Origin of the sequence: Paenibacillus sp. FSL R5-0636 (assembly GCF_037974255.1) — a bacterium.
Taxonomy (GTDB): Bacteria; Bacillota; Bacilli; order Paenibacillales; family Paenibacillaceae; genus Paenibacillus_AQ; species Paenibacillus_AQ odorifer.
On sequence record NZ_CP150232.1, the window covers coordinates 2,994,640 to 3,014,222 of the forward strand.

The 19,583-nt window shown below is 43.4% G+C and carries 19 protein-coding genes and 1 other annotated feature (1 of these 20 running past the window's edge); of the genes, 12 read left to right on the forward strand and 7 right to left on the reverse strand.

The window, feature by feature from the left end; genetic code table 11:
• The first annotated feature begins 9 nt into the window (after positions 1 to 9).
• The 3 genes from MKX34_RS13480 to MKX34_RS13490 all read left to right on the forward strand — a co-directional run bounded on the left by MKX34_RS13480 (position 10) and on the right by MKX34_RS13490 (position 2,285).
• On the forward strand, positions 10 to 978 hold the full coding sequence (locus MKX34_RS13480; RefSeq protein WP_076101695.1) for a sugar phosphate isomerase/epimerase: 969 nt from the start codon (positions 10 to 12) through the stop codon (positions 976 to 978).
• The gene (locus tag MKX34_RS13485; protein WP_256717699.1) at positions 966 to 1,955 is read left to right on the forward strand and encodes an aminoglycoside phosphotransferase family protein; all 990 of its coding nucleotides are present in this window, start codon (positions 966 to 968) and stop codon (positions 1,953 to 1,955) included. Before MKX34_RS13480 ends, MKX34_RS13485 begins: the two co-directional genes overlap by 13 nt.
• Positions 1,956 to 2,027: 72 nt before the next feature.
• Positions 2,028 to 2,285, forward strand: a complete 258-nt coding sequence (locus MKX34_RS13490) for a DUF2164 domain-containing protein (protein WP_036686326.1) — start codon at positions 2,028 to 2,030, stop codon at positions 2,283 to 2,285.
• A 19-nt stretch (positions 2,286 to 2,304) separates the two neighbouring features.
• Here MKX34_RS13490 and fabV read toward each other — a convergent pair whose 3' ends face one another.
• The gene (fabV, locus tag MKX34_RS13495) at positions 2,305 to 3,495 is read right to left on the reverse strand and encodes an enoyl-ACP reductase FabV (protein WP_036686328.1); all 1,191 of its coding nucleotides are present in this window, start codon (positions 3,493 to 3,495) and stop codon (positions 2,305 to 2,307) included.
• A gap of 178 nt (positions 3,496 to 3,673) precedes the next feature.
• On the opposite strand from fabV, the gene MKX34_RS13500 reads away from it, so the two are divergent.
• The 4 genes from MKX34_RS13500 (at position 3,674) to MKX34_RS13515 (ending at position 8,106) form a co-directional block, all read left to right on the forward strand.
• Positions 3,674 to 4,636, forward strand: a complete 963-nt coding sequence (locus tag MKX34_RS13500; RefSeq protein ID WP_076297720.1) for an aminoglycoside phosphotransferase family protein — start codon at positions 3,674 to 3,676, stop codon at positions 4,634 to 4,636.
• A 67-nt stretch (positions 4,637 to 4,703) separates the two neighbouring features.
• Positions 4,704 to 5,243, forward strand: coding sequence for an HXXEE domain-containing protein (locus MKX34_RS13505; protein ID WP_076297721.1), 540 nt, complete (start codon positions 4,704 to 4,706; stop codon positions 5,241 to 5,243).
• Positions 5,244 to 5,382: 139 nt separating this feature from the next.
• Positions 5,383 to 6,450 (forward strand): ABC transporter ATP-binding protein, encoded by a 1,068-nt coding sequence (locus tag MKX34_RS13510; protein ID WP_036686331.1) that lies wholly within the window; start codon positions 5,383 to 5,385, stop codon positions 6,448 to 6,450.
• Positions 6,451 to 6,639: 189 nt separating this feature from the next.
• The gene (locus MKX34_RS13515; protein ID WP_076297722.1) at positions 6,640 to 8,106 is read left to right on the forward strand and encodes a family 43 glycosylhydrolase; all 1,467 of its coding nucleotides are present in this window, start codon (positions 6,640 to 6,642) and stop codon (positions 8,104 to 8,106) included.
• 84 nt (positions 8,107 to 8,190) lie between these two features.
• Here MKX34_RS13515 and fabF read toward each other — a convergent pair whose 3' ends face one another.
• Positions 8,191 to 9,429 carry a beta-ketoacyl-ACP synthase II gene (gene fabF, locus MKX34_RS13520; RefSeq protein ID WP_076297723.1) on the reverse strand — a complete coding sequence of 413 codons (1,239 nt, stop codon included), beginning with the start codon at positions 9,427 to 9,429 and terminating at the stop codon, positions 8,191 to 8,193.
• Positions 9,430 to 9,556: 127 nt separating this feature from the next.
• Between fabF and MKX34_RS13525 the strand changes: the two genes are divergently transcribed.
• Positions 9,557 to 10,417: a helix-turn-helix transcriptional regulator gene (locus MKX34_RS13525; protein WP_076297724.1), complete on the forward strand. Its 861-nt coding sequence runs from the start codon at positions 9,557 to 9,559 to the stop codon at positions 10,415 to 10,417.
• Positions 10,418 to 10,477: 60 nt separating this feature from the next.
• On the opposite strand, the gene MKX34_RS13530 is transcribed toward MKX34_RS13525, so the two are convergent.
• Positions 10,478 to 10,765: a hypothetical protein gene (locus MKX34_RS13530; protein WP_036686338.1), complete on the reverse strand. Its 288-nt coding sequence runs from the start codon at positions 10,763 to 10,765 to the stop codon at positions 10,478 to 10,480.
• A gap of 162 nt (positions 10,766 to 10,927) precedes the next feature.
• Positions 10,928 to 12,073: an MFS transporter gene (locus tag MKX34_RS13535; RefSeq protein WP_076179028.1), complete on the reverse strand. Its 1,146-nt coding sequence runs from the start codon at positions 12,071 to 12,073 to the stop codon at positions 10,928 to 10,930.
• A 191-nt stretch (positions 12,074 to 12,264) separates the two neighbouring features.
• Between MKX34_RS13535 and MKX34_RS13540 the strand changes: the two genes are divergently transcribed.
• A complete protein-coding gene (locus tag MKX34_RS13540) occupies positions 12,265 to 13,029 on the forward strand; it encodes an exodeoxyribonuclease III (protein WP_036686601.1) in 765 nt (254 codons plus the stop codon).
• A gap of 67 nt (positions 13,030 to 13,096) precedes the next feature.
• Here MKX34_RS13540 and MKX34_RS13545 read toward each other — a convergent pair whose 3' ends face one another.
• Positions 13,097 to 14,536 carry a serine hydrolase gene (locus tag MKX34_RS13545; protein WP_076297725.1) on the reverse strand — a complete coding sequence of 480 codons (1,440 nt, stop codon included), beginning with the start codon at positions 14,534 to 14,536 and terminating at the stop codon, positions 13,097 to 13,099.
• Between the two features lie 87 nt (positions 14,537 to 14,623).
• Complete coding sequence (locus MKX34_RS13550) at positions 14,624 to 15,721, reverse strand: VanZ family protein (RefSeq protein WP_339205212.1); 1,098 nt, start codon at positions 15,719 to 15,721, stop codon at positions 14,624 to 14,626.
• Positions 15,722 to 15,912: 191 nt separating this feature from the next.
• On the opposite strand from MKX34_RS13550, the gene MKX34_RS13555 reads away from it, so the two are divergent.
• The 3 genes from MKX34_RS13555 to MKX34_RS13565 all read left to right on the forward strand — a co-directional run bounded on the left by MKX34_RS13555 (position 15,913) and on the right by MKX34_RS13565 (position 18,159).
• Entirely contained in the window at positions 15,913 to 16,260 is a 348-nt protein-coding gene (locus MKX34_RS13555) for a hypothetical protein (RefSeq protein ID WP_036686343.1), read from the forward strand.
• Positions 16,261 to 16,363: 103 nt separating this feature from the next.
• A complete protein-coding gene (locus tag MKX34_RS13560) occupies positions 16,364 to 16,822 on the forward strand; it encodes a hypothetical protein (protein WP_036686345.1) in 459 nt (152 codons plus the stop codon).
• Between the two features lie 104 nt (positions 16,823 to 16,926).
• A complete protein-coding gene (locus MKX34_RS13565; protein ID WP_076297727.1) occupies positions 16,927 to 18,159 on the forward strand; it encodes an aminopeptidase in 1,233 nt (410 codons plus the stop codon).
• Between the two features lie 68 nt (positions 18,160 to 18,227).
• Here MKX34_RS13565 and trpS read toward each other — a convergent pair whose 3' ends face one another.
• The gene (trpS, locus tag MKX34_RS13570; RefSeq protein WP_038570477.1) at positions 18,228 to 19,223 is read right to left on the reverse strand and encodes a tryptophan--tRNA ligase; all 996 of its coding nucleotides are present in this window, start codon (positions 19,221 to 19,223) and stop codon (positions 18,228 to 18,230) included.
• 104 nt (positions 19,224 to 19,327) lie between these two features.
• Positions 19,328 to 19,583, reverse strand: a binding site (T-box leader); it runs 27 nt beyond the window's last position.

Sequence of the window (19,583 nt, forward strand, 5' to 3'; positions counted from 1 at the left end):
TGGCCTACAATGAAACTTGGAGTATTTATGGTCTTGTTTGGAGGTCGTAAGCTGGAGGATGCTCTTGATTATGTAGTATCCAAAGGGCTAAAGGCGGTAGAAATCGGTACGGGAGGCAATCCTGGCAACAGCCACTGCGACCCTAAAATGCTGCTGGAGAATGAAACAGCCTTACAAGAATTCAAACATGCTGTGGAATCTCGCGGACTTACAATCAGTGCTTTGAGCTGCCACGGTAACCCATTGCACCCGCAAAAAGAACTTGCTCAAAAGGATCATGAGGATTTCGTAAACTCGGTCAAATTGGCGCAGAAGCTAGGGGTTCCGGTTGTGAATACCTTCTCTGGATGTCCTGGAGATCATGAGGGTGCTAAATATCCGAACTGGCCTGTAGCTCCATGGCCAAATGATTATCAAGAAATTCTGGACTGGCAATGGGAGAACAAGGTTATTCCTTATTGGAAAGAATGGGGTGCCTTTGCCGCTCAGCACGATGTAAAGGTAGGTCTTGAGCTGCATGGCGGATTCTCTGTACACACACCAGGTACTCTGCTACGGCTGAGAGAAGCAGCAGGTGAAGTGATCGGTGCGAACCTTGATCCGAGTCACATGTGGTGGCAAGGAATTGATCCTGTGCAAGCGATTCATATTTTGGGACGCCAAGGTGCAATCCATCACTTCCATGCGAAGGATACCGTTATTGATCCTGTGAATGTCAACATGCACGGATTAACTGATATGCAGTCGTATACCAAGATGCTTGACCGTGCTTGGCAGTTCCGTTCTGTCGGTTTTGGACATGATCTTAAGACTTGGGCTGACATTATTAGTGCACTTCGTTTGGTTGGGTATGACTATGTGGTTAGTATCGAGCATGAAGATGGGCTGATGTCTATTGAAGAAGGTTTCTCTAAAGCTGTAAGTAATCTTCAACAAGTATTGATTGAGGAGCCACTGACAGAAATGTGGTGGGTTTAAACGAAATGGAGAGCTTCACGAAAGTTAAATTAAATGATGAACAGCTGGATATTTTGGTGAAAGCGGTTTTCGGTTCAGAAACTGCGGTTAACCTTAGTTCAGAACTTACCGGAGGCTTTTTTAATACAGCCTATGATTTGGAACTTAGCACTGGGAAATCTGTCATTCTAAAGGTTGCCCCTGCTGTAGAGACAGATACGTTAAGTTACGAGAAGAACATTATGCGAACTGAAGTGGAAGCTCTCCGAATGGTTGCAGATAAGGGTGTCGTGCCCGTGCCTGCCGTCTACCATTATGATGAAAGTCTGCTGCTCATTCCTATTCCGTATTTCTTTATGGAGAAGGTGGAGGGCCAGCCCTACAGTGATGTGAAGGAGAGTCTTTCACTTCTGGAGAGAGATGCTATCGAAACTGAGCTGGGGCGTTACAATTGCATAATCAATGAGATACGCGGAGAACGTTTTGGCATTTTTGGAACGGATTCAGAGGAGCCAAGAGCCTCGTGGAGAGAGACCTTTTCATGCCTGATGGAAAGTGTACTTGCTGATGCCAAGAGGCTGAATGCACAGCTCCCTGCGTCCTATGAAGAGATTATGCAGGAGGTTTCCAAGTATCTCCCTGCATTAGATGCTGTAACCGAGCCACGACTGGTGCATTGGGATTTATGGAATGGGAATGTATTTGTGAAGGATGGAGTCATCGTATCGCTGATTGACTGGGAGAGAGCCCTGTGGGGCGATGTGCTGATGGAGTATTATTTTAGGCATTTTGAGAATTCTGCCAGTTTCTATAAGGGGTACGGAACAACCTACGACAGTCCAAACGAGATTCAGCGGAAGAAGCTTTATGATCTTTATCTTGATCTTATTCTTGCTATTGAATGTTATTCACGCAAATATGCAGACGAAGGTTATGTCCGTTGGACGCACGATAACTTGACTGAGGGTTGGAACCGTTTCAAAGGCAGCAGTGAATGAAGGTTATAGGTGTAAAAAATGACGTGCGAAAGCACGTCATTTTCCTATATCTAATTAGATTGGAGGATTACCATGCAGCCGTTAAAAATACCGAGAGAACATAAGCTTCAGATTACAGCCAGTATTCAAGAATATTTTGATACAGAGCTGTCCAGTGAAATTGGGCAATTAGCCAGCGAGAACCTTCTCGATTTTATGCTCAAAGAACTTTCGCCTTATATTTACAATCAAGCGTTGGCAGATGCACGAAAAATGATTGAGCAAAAGATGATATCTCTGGAAGAGGAAATGTATGCTCTCGAACAACCCTTATCCTCAGGCAGAAGATAATCCAAAAACACGATAAATTTTAACGCAGATTTATAACAGTTACGTCTGGATCAGTATCAGCTTCGTAATCTACACCTTCAGTCTCGAAGCCAAATAGCTGGAAGAATTCCTGTTTATAGCTATGCAGATCCGTTAGGTCGTAGATATTGTCTGAAGTAAGCTGGTCCCAGATTTCGATAACTTCTTGCTGGACTGCCGGAGACAATTCCCAATCATCTATACGGATACGGCCTTCTTCATCCACAGGAGTTCCTTTCGCTGCATAGAGATGTTCAGCAAACAACCGATAGGTCTGCTCAATACAACCTTCATGAAGACTGTGCTCTTTCATGACTTTGTAAAGGGCGGAAATATAGAGGGGCACTACAGGAATCGCCGAGCTGGACTGTGTGACAAGACCTTTTGTGACCGCTACATAAGCTCTACCGTGAGTAACAGATAACGCTTCGTTAAGTGTTCTCGCCGTAGCTTCAAGATGGTCTTTAGCAAGTCCAATGGTTCCCTGGCGATATACCGCTTGAGTAAGCTCTGATCCGATATACGAATAAGCAATAGTGGTTGCGTGATCTGCTAATACTCCGGCTTGCTGGAGTGCTTCTATCCATAGCTGCCAATCATCACCGCCCATCACCCGTACGGTATCATGAACTTCCTTATCGGTCGCGGGTTCAATGGAGATTTGACTTACCTCACCGGTGTGAAAATTTACAGTTTTGTTGGTAAAGGTGTCGCCAATAGGTTTGAGAACAGAGTTATATACTTCACCTGTCTCCGGATCTGTACGGCGCCCAGAAGCAACACTGTAGATGACCAAATCGACTTGTCCTAATTCGCTGCGGATCAGCTGAATCGTTTTTTCTTTGGTCTCTTTGGAGTATGCATCTCCGGTAACGCTGTAGGATTGCAGGCCAGCAGACTCCGCAAGTTGTTCGAAGGCTGCAGAATTGTACCACCCAGCAGAGGCTGTACGGGTTCCATTGCTGCTGCTCGGCCGATATACGCCTACTGTGCTGGCTCCAGCCCCAAAGGCGGCTGTAATCCGTGAGGCGAGGCCGTAGCCTGTGGATGCGCCAATGACTAGCACCTTCTGTGGTCCTTTGATCTCGGGTTGTGCCTTAATATACTCAATTTGCCGCTCGACTTGACGAGCGCAGCCTTGCGGATGTGCGGTTGTACATATAAAGCCACGTGTTCTAGGTTTTATGATCATAATAATAGTTTCCTCTCTTTCATGAAAAGCAGCTAATGATACGTGTTATTTCTAATTTTAACAATTTTCATTCCAATGGAGAAGGATTGTTTATATTTCTTGTATCTAATACAATAAATCCTGGGCTTTTAAAAGGTTGGATTTTTGCATTTACTTAACTCTGTATGGTGGTGAAGTCTTGGAAAGTCAGACTAAAACAAAATTGACGGTTGAGCAGCAGGACATCCTGGTGGGTGCTGCTTTTGGAAGCCATGTGAAAATCATTCAAAGTACGGAATTGACGGGAGGTTATTTCAACGCAGCTTATGACCTCCTATTGTCAGATGGCAGGGCTACGATTCTTAAGATATCGCCATCTGATGAGACAGACACGCTAAGTTACGAGCACGATATCATGGCTACAGAGGTTGCGGCAATGCAGCTAATGAAGTCTAAAGGAACGGTACCTGTGCCTGAGGTATACGCTTATGATAACAGCAGAAATTTAATATTGAGTGACTTTTTTTTCATGGAGAAAATAATCGGCCAGCCCTATAATGAAATTAAGGAAGAGCTTAGTCCGCAGCAAAGAAGTTGTATTGAGGAAGAATTAGGTCGTTATAGCCGGATTATTAATGAAATTCAAGGGGATCATTTTGGATTATTTAATGTATCCTCGAAGATAAAGGGGACTTCTTGGCGGGAAACCTTTCAAAATTTAATTGGCAACCTCCTTGATGATGCTCGGCGATTAGATGCAAAGATGCCCATTCCTTTAGAAACGATTGAGGCGGAGATCAACAGCCGTATACATGTGATGGATGTGGTGACTGAGCCACGTTTAGTTCACTGGGATCTATGGGATGGGAATGTGTTTGTACGAGAGGGAAGCATTGTTGCTTTAATCGATTGGGAACGGGCGTTATGGGGCGATTACCTTATGGAATATTATTTTCGCTATATTGAGAATTCTGAGTATTTCTGTAGAGGTTATGGGGACAGCTTTGATAGCCCTAATGAATGTGCACGCAAAAAGCTCTACGACTTATATATCGATTTAATTTATTTCATTGAGTGTTATTCGCGTAAATACGATAGCCAAGGCCATTTCCAGTGGGCACATGATAATCTGCTGGAAGGTTGGGACCGTTTCATGGGTTAGGACATTTTCAGCAAGATCACAACATAAGAAGGTAAGGAGGCTGAGTAGGAGAAGGGAGAGGATTCACATGTTTGAGTGGCTAAGTGTACATATAGATATCGTAAGTTTGCTGTGGCTGTTGCCGATCCTATTTATGTTTCATGATTTTGAAGAAATATTAACGATTGAAGCATGGGGTGCAAAGTATAGAACCAGGTTAGAGGCTGCAATTCCTTCGTTTATGCGCAAGACATATCATTCGATGTTACAAATGACTACACGTAATTTTGCAATGGACGTATTATTCGTGTATATTTTGATAGTGACGGTAACTTGTATTGCAGTTTTCTTTTCTAGTTATTTATTGTACCTGGCAGTGCTTGCGGTATTTTTCTTACATGTATTTACTCATCTAGGACAGACGATATATTTAAAGGTATATGCACCAGGGGTAGTTACAGCAGTACTAGTAGTTCTTCCCTATTCTCTTTATGCGTATTATCGACTATTGAATGACAACTTGGTATCCCTTGGAGATATCGGATGGTCTCTACTGTTAGTTCTTTTGCTGCTTCCGCCAATATTGTGGTTGTTAGTGAAGAATAGAGCTCGCATTAAACAGAACTAGTACATAAGGCTGCTGCTGGCCATATCTTTTTCAGAAAAATCTTGACTAGAACCCTTAGAACTAGATAAAATAATACTTATTGCTTACAACTTGGTGAGAATCATTATCATAATTGACGAGGAAATGAGAGGGTGACAAGATGGAGCGCCTTTTAGAGGTAAAAGATCTAGCGATATCATTCAAAACACACGGTGGAGAAGTACAAGCGATCCGTGGTGTTAGCTTCCATGTAGATAAAGGTGAAACTCTAGCGATTGTTGGAGAATCCGGTTCCGGTAAAAGTGTAACTTCACAAGCGGTAATGAAGCTAGTTCCAACGCCGCCAGGAGAATATAAACGTGGACAAATTTTATTTGATGGACAAGATTTGATCGGTAAGACTGAAAAGCAAATGCAGAAGATTCGTGGTAAAGAGATCGGTATGATTTTTCAGGATCCGATGACTTCCTTGAACCCGATGATGAAGGTCGGCAGACAAATTACTGAAGTACTGCACAAACATGAGAAAATCTCCAAAGAAGCTGCAAATAAACGTGGGATTGAGCTGCTTACGCTAGTAGGTATTCCTTCACCAGAGCGCCGCTTCAATCAATATCCACATGAGTTCAGTGGCGGTATGCGTCAACGTGTCGTTATCGCAATGGCACTTGCAGCAAACCCAAAGCTTCTGATTGCGGATGAGCCAACTACAGCGCTCGACGTAACCATTCAGGCACAGATTCTTGACCTGATGAAGGAATTACAGAAGAAGATTGATACGGCGATTATTTTTATCACCCATGATCTTGGTGTTGTAGCAAGAATGGCGGATCGTGTAGCGGTAATGTATGCCGGACAAATTGTTGAAATGGGAACTGCAGAAGAGATCTTCTACGATCCAAGACATCCTTACACTTGGGGATTACTTGCATCCATGCCAAGTCTTGAGAGCAAAGGTTCTTTGCTTACCGCGATTCCTGGTACACCTCCAGATTTGATCAAACCGCCTAAGGGTGATGCCTTCGCACTTCGCAGCACCTATGCTATGCAAATCGATATGGAGAAAGAGCCTCCAATGTATAAGGTTTCGGATACCCATATGGTGAAATCTTGGCTAATGCATCCGATGGCTCCTAAGGTGGAACCACCAACAGTTGTTAAGAATAGACAACGTGTGCTTAAGAACGCTTATCCAGAGCCTGTTTTAGTGCAAGAAGGCGCTAAGTAAGCAACTTGTTTTAACTAAATAATAAGAGGAAACGTTAGGCCATTTAGTTGGCTTAGCGTTTTTTTTATTTTCTAAAATGTTCACTATTATTTAAATAAGTGTGAATTAATACGAACTTAATTAAATAAAAGGGTTGACTATTTATCGTTTTCATCTCAAAATGAAAAGGCATACATAGGGGGTATAACGATGAAGAAGATAATTATTACTACTTTACTTAGTGTTTCATTATTAGCTGTAACCGCATGCAACAACGACACGGCTAACTCTGGTAACACAAACAGCGGACCTGAGCCTGTTCAGCCTGTCTTTAAAAATGTTTCTGTACATGATCCATCCATTATTTTGGCTGATAATAAGTACTATGTGTTTGGCTCTCATTTGGCTTCTGCTAAATCCGACGACCTGATGTCCTGGACTCAATTGTCCTCTGGAGTTGTTGATGGAAACGTACTCATCCCGAATGTCAAAGAGGAATTAAAAGAGGCCTTAACCTGGGGAAAGACGGACACCTTATGGGCTCCGGATGTCATTCAATTGGCGGATGGCAAATATTATATGTATTACAACGCTTGTAAAGGCGATTCCCCATTATCAGCACTCGGTATAGCCGTGTCAGACCATATTGAAGGACCTTATAAGAACAAAGGGATCTTTCTGAAGTCCGGTATGGTGGGCGCAGGGGATGACGGAGAAACTTATGATGCCACACAAAAGCCGAATGTTGTAGATCCGGATGTGTTCTTTGATAAAGAAGGCAGATTGTGGATGGTGTATGGTTCTTATTCCGGTGGTATTTTTATTATGGAACTGGATACAAGCACAGGATTCCCACTGCCAGACCAAGGTTATGGCAAAAAGCTTCTAGGCGCAAATCATGCGCGGATAGAAGCTCCCTATATGCTGTACAGTCCTGAGACGGATTACTACTATCTGTTCTTATCCTACGGAGGTCTGGCTGCAGATGGTGGATATAACATCCGTGTAGCTCGCTCGAAGACACCTGATGGACCTTTTGAAGATTCTGAGGGCCAGGATATGATCCATTCACAGGGCACAGCTGGCGTATTGTTTGATGATCCTGCTTATGCTCCTTACGGAGTTAAACTCATGGGGAATTTCGAATTCCTGAATAATGACGATGAGCTCCCAGTAAGTGGGGAAGGATATGTATCACCAGGACATAACTCCGCATTTTACGATGAAGAGACTGGCAAGTATTATTTGATCTTCCATACACGGTTCCCGAATCGTGGTGAAAAGCATGAGGTTAGAGTACATCAAATGTTCATGAACGCTGATGGCTGGCCGGTGGTCGCACCACACCGTTATGGCGGCGAGACCATTGATAAATATACGAAAGAGCAAATCGCAGGCGAATACAAATATGTAAATCATAATAAAGAGATTACGGCTGATATCGTGCAATCAGAGCTAATTCAATTGACGAAGAGTGGTAAAATCAAAGGCGCGGTTAAGGGCAAGTGGAAGCTTATCGACGATCATACTGCAGAGTTAACGATAGGTGGTTCTACTTATAAGGGTGTGTTCCTGAAAGAGTGGAATGAAGCTACAGCCAGTAATGTTATGACGTTCACCGCGGTTTCTAATGAAGGGATCTCTATCTGGGGAAGTCATGTATCACCTTCGGAATAAGATAGTTTAAAAGGATTAACAGCAGAAGGGGTTTCAACTAGTCATGTGTAATGGCTAAGTTGAAACCCCTTTTATAATGTAAGATTAGTATACGAACTTTCGGATCACAATAACAGCATTATGGCCGCCGAAACCAAAAGAATTGGAGATGCCTATTTCGAGATTAGCTTTTCGTGCAATGTTAGGTACGTAATCCAAATCACAGATGGAATCAGGCATGTCCTGATTGATGGTAGGAGGAATGATCCCTTCTTGGATACTCTTAACTAACGCAATGGCTTCTAAGCCGCCAGCGGCCCCCAAAGCATGTCCAGTCATGGACTTATTAGCGGTTACGGGGATGTGGTACGCATGCTCGCCAAATAATTTTTTAATCGCTAGGGTTTCAGAGTGGTCTCCTACTACTGTACTTGTCGCGTGTGCGCTGATTACATCTACATTGTGAGGCTGGAGATTAGCTTCATTTAGCGCTAACTTCATAGCTTGATAGGCACCAATTCCCTCTGGATGAGTGGCAACCATATGATAAGCATCAGAGCTAGCACCATACCCGATCACTTCGCCGTGAATCTTGGCGTTTCTACGCTGAGCATGGGAGAGTGACTCAAGAATGACTATGCCGCCGCCTTCACCGATCACAAAGCCATCCCGTCCTCCATCGAAAGGACGACTCGCTTTCGTAGGCTCCTCATTTCGTGTAGATAAAGAGGTGGCATTCCCAAAGCTGGCCAGCGAGATGCCAGTAATAGCAGCTTCAGAACCCCCGGCTATAACGATGTCCGCACCGCCATAACGAATTAAACGGAAAGCCTCGCCAATCGCAGTATTGCCAATAGAACAAGCTGTTACTGGAGACATGGTCGGGCCGAGAGCTCCAAATTTAATGCTGATCATTGCTGCAGCCATATTGGAGATCATCATGGGAATTAAGGTAGGGCTAACTCGATCAGGACCACGATCCTTCAGGACCGTACCTTGATCCATCAAGGTCTGAATTCCTCCAACGCCAGATCCTACATAAACGCCAAGTCTCTCCTTGTCAATCTTATCAAGCTGGAGACCAGAATGTTTCCAAGCCTCTTCAGTAGCTGCGAGGGCAAATTGACTGAATCTGTCCATTCGGCGTGCCTCTTTACGGCCAAATCTGCCCTCGGCATCGAAATCACGTACTTCGCCAGCAATCCTCGTCTTAAAACCTGTTGTATCAAATGAAGTGATCGGGGATATACCCGACTCACCAGAAATTAGCCGATCCCAAAATTGCCCGATTGTATTCCCAAGTGGTGAGATTAAGCCCATGCCTGTAATCACTACGCGTTCCATAATGAACCTCCTCAGCTAGTGTATACTAGTATTTTTTCATTTTATTTATCCTATTACAAGTTATCGTTTATCCTAGTATAATTTGTACTATACTAAAGGAACAGGAATCCCAAAGTGGAGGTAGCCTATGGCTAATCAAACAAGATTACAAGCATTATCCGATTTTTTGAAAGCACGTCGTGCGGCCATTTCACCAAGCTCTGTAGGCTTGCCGGAAGGCACACGCAGAAGAACGCCAGGACTCCGCAGGGAAGAGGTTGCACAGCTTGCAGGGGTAAGCAGCACCTGGTATACGTGGCTTGAACAAGGCAGAGATATAAAAGTCTCGTCATCTGTTTTGGACTGTATTGCCACTGCACTTAGGCTGACTAAAGATGAGCGGAAGTATCTTTTTGCACTGGCTTTAGAAACTGGAACTGGAACCACACCCTACCCGCAAGATGAAACTTCTGTAATTAGTCCTTCGCTGCAGAAAATTTTACAGGAACTCAAATATTGTCCTACGATAATTTCTGATAGACGTTGCGGGATCGTCGGTTGGAATGAAGCTGCCGCGCATGTTTTTCTTGATTTCTCAAAGCTGCCCATCGAAGAGCGGAATATGATCCGATTGTTATTTGTTCGTAAGGAGTTCAGACGCTTAGCGGTGAATTGGGAACAGTTCGTCAGCGGTTATCTTTCTATCTTCAGAGCGTATTACGGACAGTATGTAGAGGATCATTGGTATGATGAATTTATAGAGGAATTGAAAGAATTGCATCCGGCTTTTAATGAGATGTGGGAGCAAAGTCGGGTTAGTTCGGCCCCGGATGTGTTACTAGAATTCAGACATGCCAAGGCGGGGAAAATGTTATTTCATCTTACCTCTTTGCAGGTTCATGGCAGTGCCGATTTACGATGCAGCATCTATACTCCTGCGGGAGATTCGAATACTGAAACCAAGCTAAAGCAGCTTATGGAGCAGCATACAATAGAAGGATTAAGCTAGATTCACATAGAGAAGCATCCCTAGCTGAACTTCCAGCTAGAGATGCTTAATACTACACTATTAGAAATCTGATGTTGAAATTTCAATAGTTCCGAATGTGGTGCCAGCAGGAGTGCTTAAGAGTGCAGCTACCAAAAGGGCATGAACTGCAAGCGTAAGGCTATTGAACGCTGGAATCGTGTATGTGATAACTGGAGCATTCACACGAGTGATTACTAAATCTACTGGGAAGTTGGAGTTATTGTTCACAGTAACAGCAGCGTTAATACCACCTGCAAGGTTTTCATAATAAGATTTACCAATGACAGGGGCTAAATTGAAATATTGAATCGGTAATACGATGGCCATAGTAACGACCTCCTTTTCGTTTGATAGGATATTCTATGTTGAAAATCTATTAATGCTAGAGCGAATGCCATGGTGAATTAGCACTTTTTGATAGAAAAAACCGGGGATGTCCTATAGCCATTTAGAAAGTGGCTGGGACAACCCCGGTTTATTTTGGTACACTTAATTCGTTTTTTTTCGATAAATCAGATACAGGATCAATCCGAACAGCATGCCGACAAACGACATCGCGGAGATCGTTAAGTAAAGAGCTTTACCCCCAAAGGCATCATATAATGCCCCGCCAGCATAAGAAGCCAGGATACCTGATACACCGAAGAACAACAGTGCAAGTACGGTCTGGCCTGTAGCACGCCATTCCTCGGGTACAATACTGTACAGGTATTGAATAGCAGCCGAGTAGAACACAGGGAAGGTAAGAATTTGTAGAATCTGCAAATAGGCTAATAAGTGTGGATCAGTGATCCAAGCTGAAATAAAGAAACGAAGGAAATAGAAGCCTCCGGAAATCGATATGATGATCAGTTCTTTTCCTTTACGCAACCACCAGAAGCTTAATGCAAAGACAATGATTTCACTTATTGCCGCGAGGAAAAACGATTGGCCTACCAATTGAGGACTGCCACCAAGCTCACGAATATAAACTCCAATAAATGTATCGTTCATTCGTGCGGGTACAGAGCTAATAAATATGAGCACCAGAAACATCAATGTCTTTTTGTTGCCAAAAAAGTGCTTGAGACTATCCAGCGTGACCGGTTTACCTGTGACGGGGGCATCTGGCATGTTCCAGCTTACTATAAAGCTTATAAGGCAAATGGCAACAAACAGAAGAGCTATACCATGAGAGCCGAAAAAGCCGAGCACATAGCCAGTAATCAAAGCCATTACACCATAACCTAGCGCACCATATGTACGGATAGAACCATAGCTAATTCCAGCCGCCTCAGAGACTCGGAAATTCAAGCTTTCTGTCAGCGGATCAATGGGCATCAAGAAGAAATACAGCAGCATAGCAAAAAGAATGAGAACAGCATAACTGCTGGAATCGAACAAAAAGTATCCGGTCACCGCTGAGCATAACAGCAGAGCTAACAGCACTTTGCGGATGGTTTTTGTTTTATCACTAATCATCCCCCATAAAGGTTGAGCAATGATGGTAACAAAACCACCAGTTCCAATAATGAAGCCGATTTGCGATGGGCTTAGACCTTGTTCACTTAGATAGACTGGCAGAAAGGGAATAAACATGGCCAGCAGAGCAAAATACAAAAAGTTAAACCCTCGTAAAAGATTTGGTGCATTCATAAGTTTTTTTACCTCACGTGTTAGAAAATTTGTATAGAGTCAATTTTGCTATTGTATCATGGATAGTAAATGATTAGGATATAAATCTATTCGCGGAATTGCTCAAGATGACCCTAATCCTCTATAAATTTCTGGTCGTTATATGATAAACTGGTTACTATCAAAGCAAAATGCAAGGAGAAACGTTAATGATAAAGTTGGTATCATGGAATGTGAATGGCCTTCGGGCCTGTGTGAAAAAAGGGTTTGATGAATATTTTAAGGAAGTAGAAGCAGATATTTTCTGTGTTCAGGAGACAAAGCTGCAAGAAGGGCAGATTGTTCTGGAACAGGGTGAAGAATACAATCAATATTGGAATTATGCAGTGAAAAAAGGGTATTCAGGCACAGCTATATTCACCAAAATCAAGCCGATCTCTGCGAGATACGGAATGGAAGAGGATGAAGAAGCGGAAGGCCGGATTATTACGCTGGAGTTCGAACATTTTTATCTAGTGAATGTGTATACACCAAATGCCAAACGAGATCTGGCTAGATTGGATTACAGAATGGAATGGGAGGACCGCTTCCGCAATTACCTTCTGGAACTGGACAAGCTAAAACCAGTCGTTGTATGCGGCGATATGAACGTAGCCCATCAGGATATTGATATCAAAAATGCTAAAGCTAACCGCGGAAACTCTGGCTTTACCGATGAAGAAAGAGGAAAAATGAGTACGCTGCTGGAGTCCGGCTTCATAGATACCTTTAGATATTTTCATCCAGAGCTTGAAGGCGTTTATTCATGGTGGTCTTATATGCCGAAGGTGAGAGAACGGAATGTAGGCTGGCGGATTGATTATTTCCTAGCTTCTTCTAGACTTGCACCTAATCTGCTGGATGCCCAAATTGATTGCCACATTATGGGGAGCGATCATTGCCCGGTCATCCTCAAGCTTGCTGATTTCACAGACTAGGATCGAATATTTAAAAGGCCGCTAAGTCTCTTTAAAGGACGAAGCGGCCTTTTTTATTCATTAAGAATTATAGTCTGCCAATGATCTCAGGGAATTCAGTCGGTCCCATATTCACATTAAACTTTTGTTTAAGAATTAGCTGCTTCTCTAGTAAGATTATTTCAAGAGTTATGCAAAAAGGCATTTCAATAAACAATAAAGTGAGCTGTAGCTGATCATCAGCAACCCAAGTAAAGCTGGACATGATTCGGTTCAAGGAAGCATCAATGACCTGTGCGAAGCTTTCGAGCCATTTCCCTCGACCAAGACAGATCACAGAATCCTCTCCAGTCTTAAATTGTAAAGTAACTGCAGCTTCGTTGTTATTGAAAGAGATAGAGAAGGTGTCCAAGGCAAATTGGTTGTCATCGAGCTTATAGGTTAAGCTGTTTATTCGTTCTTCTTGTGATGAAGATGGCTGCAGTTGTGGCGGTTGGATAGATAAATACTTTAATTGTTCAACCAAGTGGGCAGAAGCAGCAGGCTCTAATGGCAAGGGTGCTTGCTCCATCGCGGGAAGCAGATGTTCCCACACAGCATTCAACATTCCTTGTATACTGTCTGATGCAGCAGTAGTAATAATTACGGCATCTTGCTCCGGAAGCACGACACAGAGTTGACCGAAGGCGCCATCTGCCCGGTAGGCACCGTGCTGGCATTGCCAGAACTGATACCCATATCCCATTGCCCAGTCATGATCGCCTTCGCCATTGGAAATATGTTTGGAAGTAGCCTCATTAATCCACTTTTCAGGCAGAACCCGTTGATTATTCCAGATTCCTTTTTGTAAGTATAGCTGGCCGAATTTAGCGATATCCTCGGTTGTAATGTTTAAGCCAAATCCCCCTGTGTTAATTCCGCGTGGACAAGACTCCCACGTTGCGCCGTGAATGCCTAGAGGAACGAAGAGGCGTGGTTCTAAATATTCTAGCAGTGTTTGGGCAGTAACCCGTTGAAGGATCGCGGCCAGCATGTAAGTAGCACCGGTATTATATAGGAAATGTGTACCTGGTTGTTTCTCGACCGGGACGGAGAAGAAAGCTTTCACCCAATTCCCGTCTGCACTTTTGCGAAGTGTGTCCATAGTATCCACGACATGCCCGGTACCCATCATCAATAGATGTCTGATTGTCATATTGGTTAGATTGTCTGTGATTGGATCAGGAGCATCTTCAGGGAAAAAGGATAGGACAGAATCATCGAGGGTGACGAGTTTCTCTGTAACAGCAAACCCGATTGCGGTTGAGGTGAAACTTTTGCTAAGTGAAAATAACATATGCGGAAGATCGGACCTGTAAGGGGCCCACCAGCCTTCAGAGACCACATAACCATGTCGAAGTAGCATAAAGCTGTGCAGGCCTAAATTTTGTTCCTCTACTGCACTAATAAAGCTGGATATTGCGGTTGATGAAATGCCCTGTTCTTCTGGAAGACTTCTAGATAACCGCAAGCTGCTTGTAGTTTCCATACGCTCATCTCCTAAATTTTGAGAATGCTCACCTCCTAATTCTATAATAATTTCCAATGTTAAAATACCCTTTAAAAAATAACTAGTTTAGCTTTCTACAGGGCTGTTGCGGGATACATCAGATTGGAGCCGTTTCTCTGGCCAAGAAATAACATGAGAAGTTTGACTTAGTTTCTCATATATTAGCTGAGTTTCTTTTTTGAATATACTAATGACTAAATGAATAAAGAAAGCCAAGTCTATCAATAGAACAAACAGATGAATAAGCATATTCCATACGGAGGAAAGATGCCCTAGAAGGGCGGAATCAAGCAAAAGAGAGTGAATCCCAAGCAGCAACCAATATAGCAGGCCATATCTGAGCATCAGAGCCCAGAAAAAAGCATGATTCCCGCTGCTCTTCACCCGAATCCGCACCATCCATTTCCCTAAGGTCCGTCCGCCCGTGAGAGCCGGAACAAGCATGAAGTAAATACCAGTTACAATCCAGAAGGCAGCTTTTATATTGAATCCGAAGAGTACCCCAAACCCGATGCTCCACACCATACTATCGATTAGAAAAGCTATTCCTCTGCGGGTATAGGAGACTCTTTTGGCAGAGCGGTCAATGTTTGTATCCAGTTGTTCTATACGTGGCAATAGCCCGGAGATCCAAATGGAAATTCGAAATCCAAAAATCCCTCCGATTGTGTTGGTAATGAGATCATCGACATCAAAAAGACGGTAAGGATGATCGAAGAAACCGTAAATCCCTGTAATCTGCGTGATCTCAAAGGACAGGGAAAAGGCAAAGGATAGTAGAATGCACACGACCCAGCGTGTACGAAAATAATAGCCCAGAAACATTCCAAACGGTACGGTTAATGCAACGTTAAAAATGACCTGTAAAAATGCAGGCTCACGCAGTAATGACCAGTAGGTCGAGATTTGATCAGGGATGATCGTCGATCCATCCACAATATCCTGAATAAATTGAAGGGGAATGAATTGGACGATACTCCCAGAAGGTGCAGCATTGTGCCGGGAGGATGGAAAAGGAAGCAAGACTAGAAAATAAGCGTTCATCAGATAGAGCAGCAGCAGATATAGGATTAAAGCTCTAAGCTTATGTATATAGCCATGTCTGCGGTATTGTACGATAAGAAAAGGAAGTGTGAAGAACAGCGCTGCTATTGGAAACATCATGAACGCATACGAAATTGGAAAAAAGTACGAATGAAACATAAGTCACCTGCCGTGGAATTGTTTTTATAAGAAATTTGACTCTACTTGGAAATTAGCTATCCCCGGCTCATTATAAGTTTTTATGATAGGGAACTCAACTAATTTATCGAACGTTTCCGGCATACATATGTCTATGAAGGAGCGTGAAGTGGATGGAGAAAAAGGTTCAGCAGTATTATCGGCTCAAGCAAAAGCAAAAAGATATTGAAAAAGAATTGGCCGAGCTTCGTCAGGATATTTTAAATTATTGTAGTGAGCAGGAAACCACCGAGACTGAAATTGGCAGCTATAAAGTGAAGCTGGTCGTGCAAAACCGCAAAGAATATGATGATGCAAAGTTATATGAGACCTTATCGGACCCTGAAGTGTGGCGTTTGCTCTCCAAATCAGATCCGGCAAAGGTGGCAAGCTTGACCAAGTTGAATGTAATTTCAGAGGATAAAATCATGCATACTTATACTTTGAAGACCGTAACACTGCTGCAGGTGGATAAAAAATAGTGATTCAAGTGAGCGGTTCCTTGTGGGAGCCGCTTTATTTGGCTGATAACTGTCCATATTAAGGGAATATGTTACAGTATTAGGGTGGATGGGAGGTTGAATAGTGAAAAAAATAATCATCGGAGGCGTCATGGGCTTAACGATTTTACTTTTTTTCTTGTTTATCTTGCGGCATGATAATCAATCACTTGAGGTAAAACCGGATGTTATGTTCCCAACAGCGGAATACAGGGTGACTGATAGTAGTGCTCCAGGATTACCTATGCTTATAACTGCTGAAGGGGCGAATGTTATTAAGATACAGGTTACGTCCGGCAATTTATTGTTATGGAACCCCCCTGACTACAAGGTGCATAACAAAGGTCTTGAGCTGAAAATCAAATCTGGAGATCAAATTTATTGGAGTCCAATGGATGGAAATAATAAACAAATAGATGAGCCTCAGGATACCAAGATCATAGTGATTGCTTACCATAATGATAAGCAGATCGGAATGTCCAACGTAGAGATTCATAAGAATGATCTAGGTGTCTATACAGGGGAAATACCTGAAGTGAAGTAACTGAGAATCTAAATCGAATCGCAACTATCCTCGTTTTGCGTTAAAATAAGAAGTGAAGCTGACCGAGTGCTTATAGCAACCCTAGAGATGGAGGAAGAGAATTCATGAAAGATTTTGAAGTAATGCTGGAGAAATACGCGAACCTAGTTGTAAAAGTAGGAGTAAATGTACAGCCTGGACAAGTCCTTATGGTACATGCACCGATAGAAACCGCAGAACTTACTCGCTTGATTGTAGCGAAAGCCTATGAAGCGGGAGCTAAATATGTAATTATTGACTGGGACGATGAAGCAACTACACGGATCCGTTATGAAAAAGCCCCAGAGGATTCTTTCGATTACTATCCACAGTGGCAGGCTGAGATGATGGAGAAATTCGCGGAAGAAAATGGTGCCATCTTACATATTAAAGTACCTGATCCGGAACTGTTTAATGGCATTGATTCTTCTAAGGTATCTAGAGCAGTCAAAGCAGCAGCTGTTGCTCGCAAGAACTACTCCAAATATACTCGGAACAGCAAAATCAGCTGGTCTCTGGTCAAAGCGCCAACACGTGCTTGGGCGAACAAGGTTTTTGCCGATCTTCCTGAAGAAGAGCGGGTAGAGGCGATGTGGGAAGCTGTATTCCAGATGAATCGTGTGGGCAGCGATGATCCGGTAGCTGCTTGGAGAGAGCATATTGGTCAGTTGAAAGAAAGTCAGGATAGAATGAACGCTAAACGTTATAAAAGCCTGCATTACCGTGCTCCGGGAACGGATCTGCATGTAGAGCTTCCGGAAGGCCATTTATGGCGCGGGGGTGGCGGTGAGAATGATAAAGGTGTTTATTTTGTTGCTAATATGCCAACGGAAGAAATTTATTCCATGCCCCATCGTACTGGAGTGAATGGCACAGTTAGAAGCACGCTCCCTCTTAATTTGAATGGACGTTTAGTTGAAGGACTTTCATTCACTTTTGAAAAGGGGAAAGTCGTAGCTTATGAAGCTGAATCCGGACGCGAGCATTTAACCTCACTGCTGGCAACGGATGAAGGTGCATCTTATCTAGGAGAAGTAGCCTTAGTGCAGCATGATTCTCCAATCTCTCGCTTGAACCGCATTTTTTACAATACAGGGATTGATGAGAATGCCTCCTGCCATTTCGCGCTAGGAAGTGCTTATCCTGTAAATATTGAAGGCGGCACAAAGCTTACGAACGAAGAGCTTGTGGCTAGAGGAGCTAATGTCAGCTTAACTCATGTCGATTTTATGATCGGTTCAGCAGAGCTGGATATTGACGGAGAGCTGGCGGACGGCACGATTGAACCCGTATTCCGTAAGGGAAATTGGGTGTTGTAAGGAGAAGAAAAAAGCCGGATCTCTTCCAATGAGCTTCCGGCTTTTTTGAGTACCTATAAATATCATTTTTAGATTGAAAAATAGTTAAGACTCATAGCCTCACGTACTTCGGCCATTGTTTCCTGAGCAATGCTGCGGGCATGCTGTGTTCCAGAGATTAAGATTTCCTGCACAAGCTTGGGCTTAGTAGCATAATAGGAACGCCGCTCTCGCATCGGTTCTATAAGCTGATCTAGAGCTGTCGAAATCAACTGTTTGCAAGCAGAACAACCCATGGTACCCCGCTCACAGCCTTCACGAATTTCGGTTACCCCCGCTGAGCGAAAAGCACCATGATAAGCAAAAATAGGACAGATATCTGGATGTCCAGGATCATTTTTATGCACACGCGCAGGATCGGTTGTGGCTTTTCTTATCTTGAAGGTGATTTCTTCCTTAGTGGAGTCCAGCTCGATGGCATTGCCAAGGCTTTTACTCATTTTAGCGTTGCCATCCGTACCCACAAGTCTCGGCGTCTCACTGATCAGCGCTTTGGGTTCCACCAGTATCGGGCTGTACAGCTCGTTGAATCTGCGGACGATTTTGCGGGTTAATTCCAGATGGGGGAGCTGGTCTTCTCCTACAGGAATGATCGTTGCTTTACAAAAAGTTATGTCAGCAGTCTGACTAACTGGATAACCTAGAAAACCGTAATACAATTCATCTAAGCTGGAATTTTTTGATTCGGCTTTAATCGTGGGATTATGCCGTAAAGAATTCACAGTAACAAACATAGAGAACAAGATGGTCAGCTCTGCGATTTCAGGGATCATCGATTGAATAAATATAGTTGTTTTCTCCGGATTTATACCCGCAGATAAATAGTCCAGTGTGATCTCATGCAGATGTTGACCCAGCAGCTGCGGACGATCAAAATGGGTCGTTAGGGCTTGAATATCCGCTAAAAACACAAAAGTTTCATATTGCTCCTGAAGGGCTACTCGGGTCTGCAAGCTGCCGGCGTAATGGCCAAGGTGAAGCTTTCCAGTCACTCGATCTCCAGTTAAGACACGTTCGTTCATCATATAAAAATTCCTCCTGTTATTTAGCATTTGGTTACACTCGAGTCGCCACCACCAGCCATCATCCATGGCCATCACCTCCTTTAAATGACAAAAAAACCTCATCCAATAAGGACGAAGTTGTCGTGGTACCACCTTAAATGATCGTGTCACCTTACGATTCTTGGCTTTCGATCTTCTCTTACCTGTACGGAGAGGTTGAATTAATTCTCGATACAGGTCCCTTGATAACGGCGGGAACCCCGGTTTTCCCTACTGCATCCATTAAGATAGTTCGGAAAAACAACTATAAAGGCCATTCGAGCATACGCTGGTCACCGGTTCGCACCTACCACCGGCTCTCTGAAGACCATGTTCGTCTGT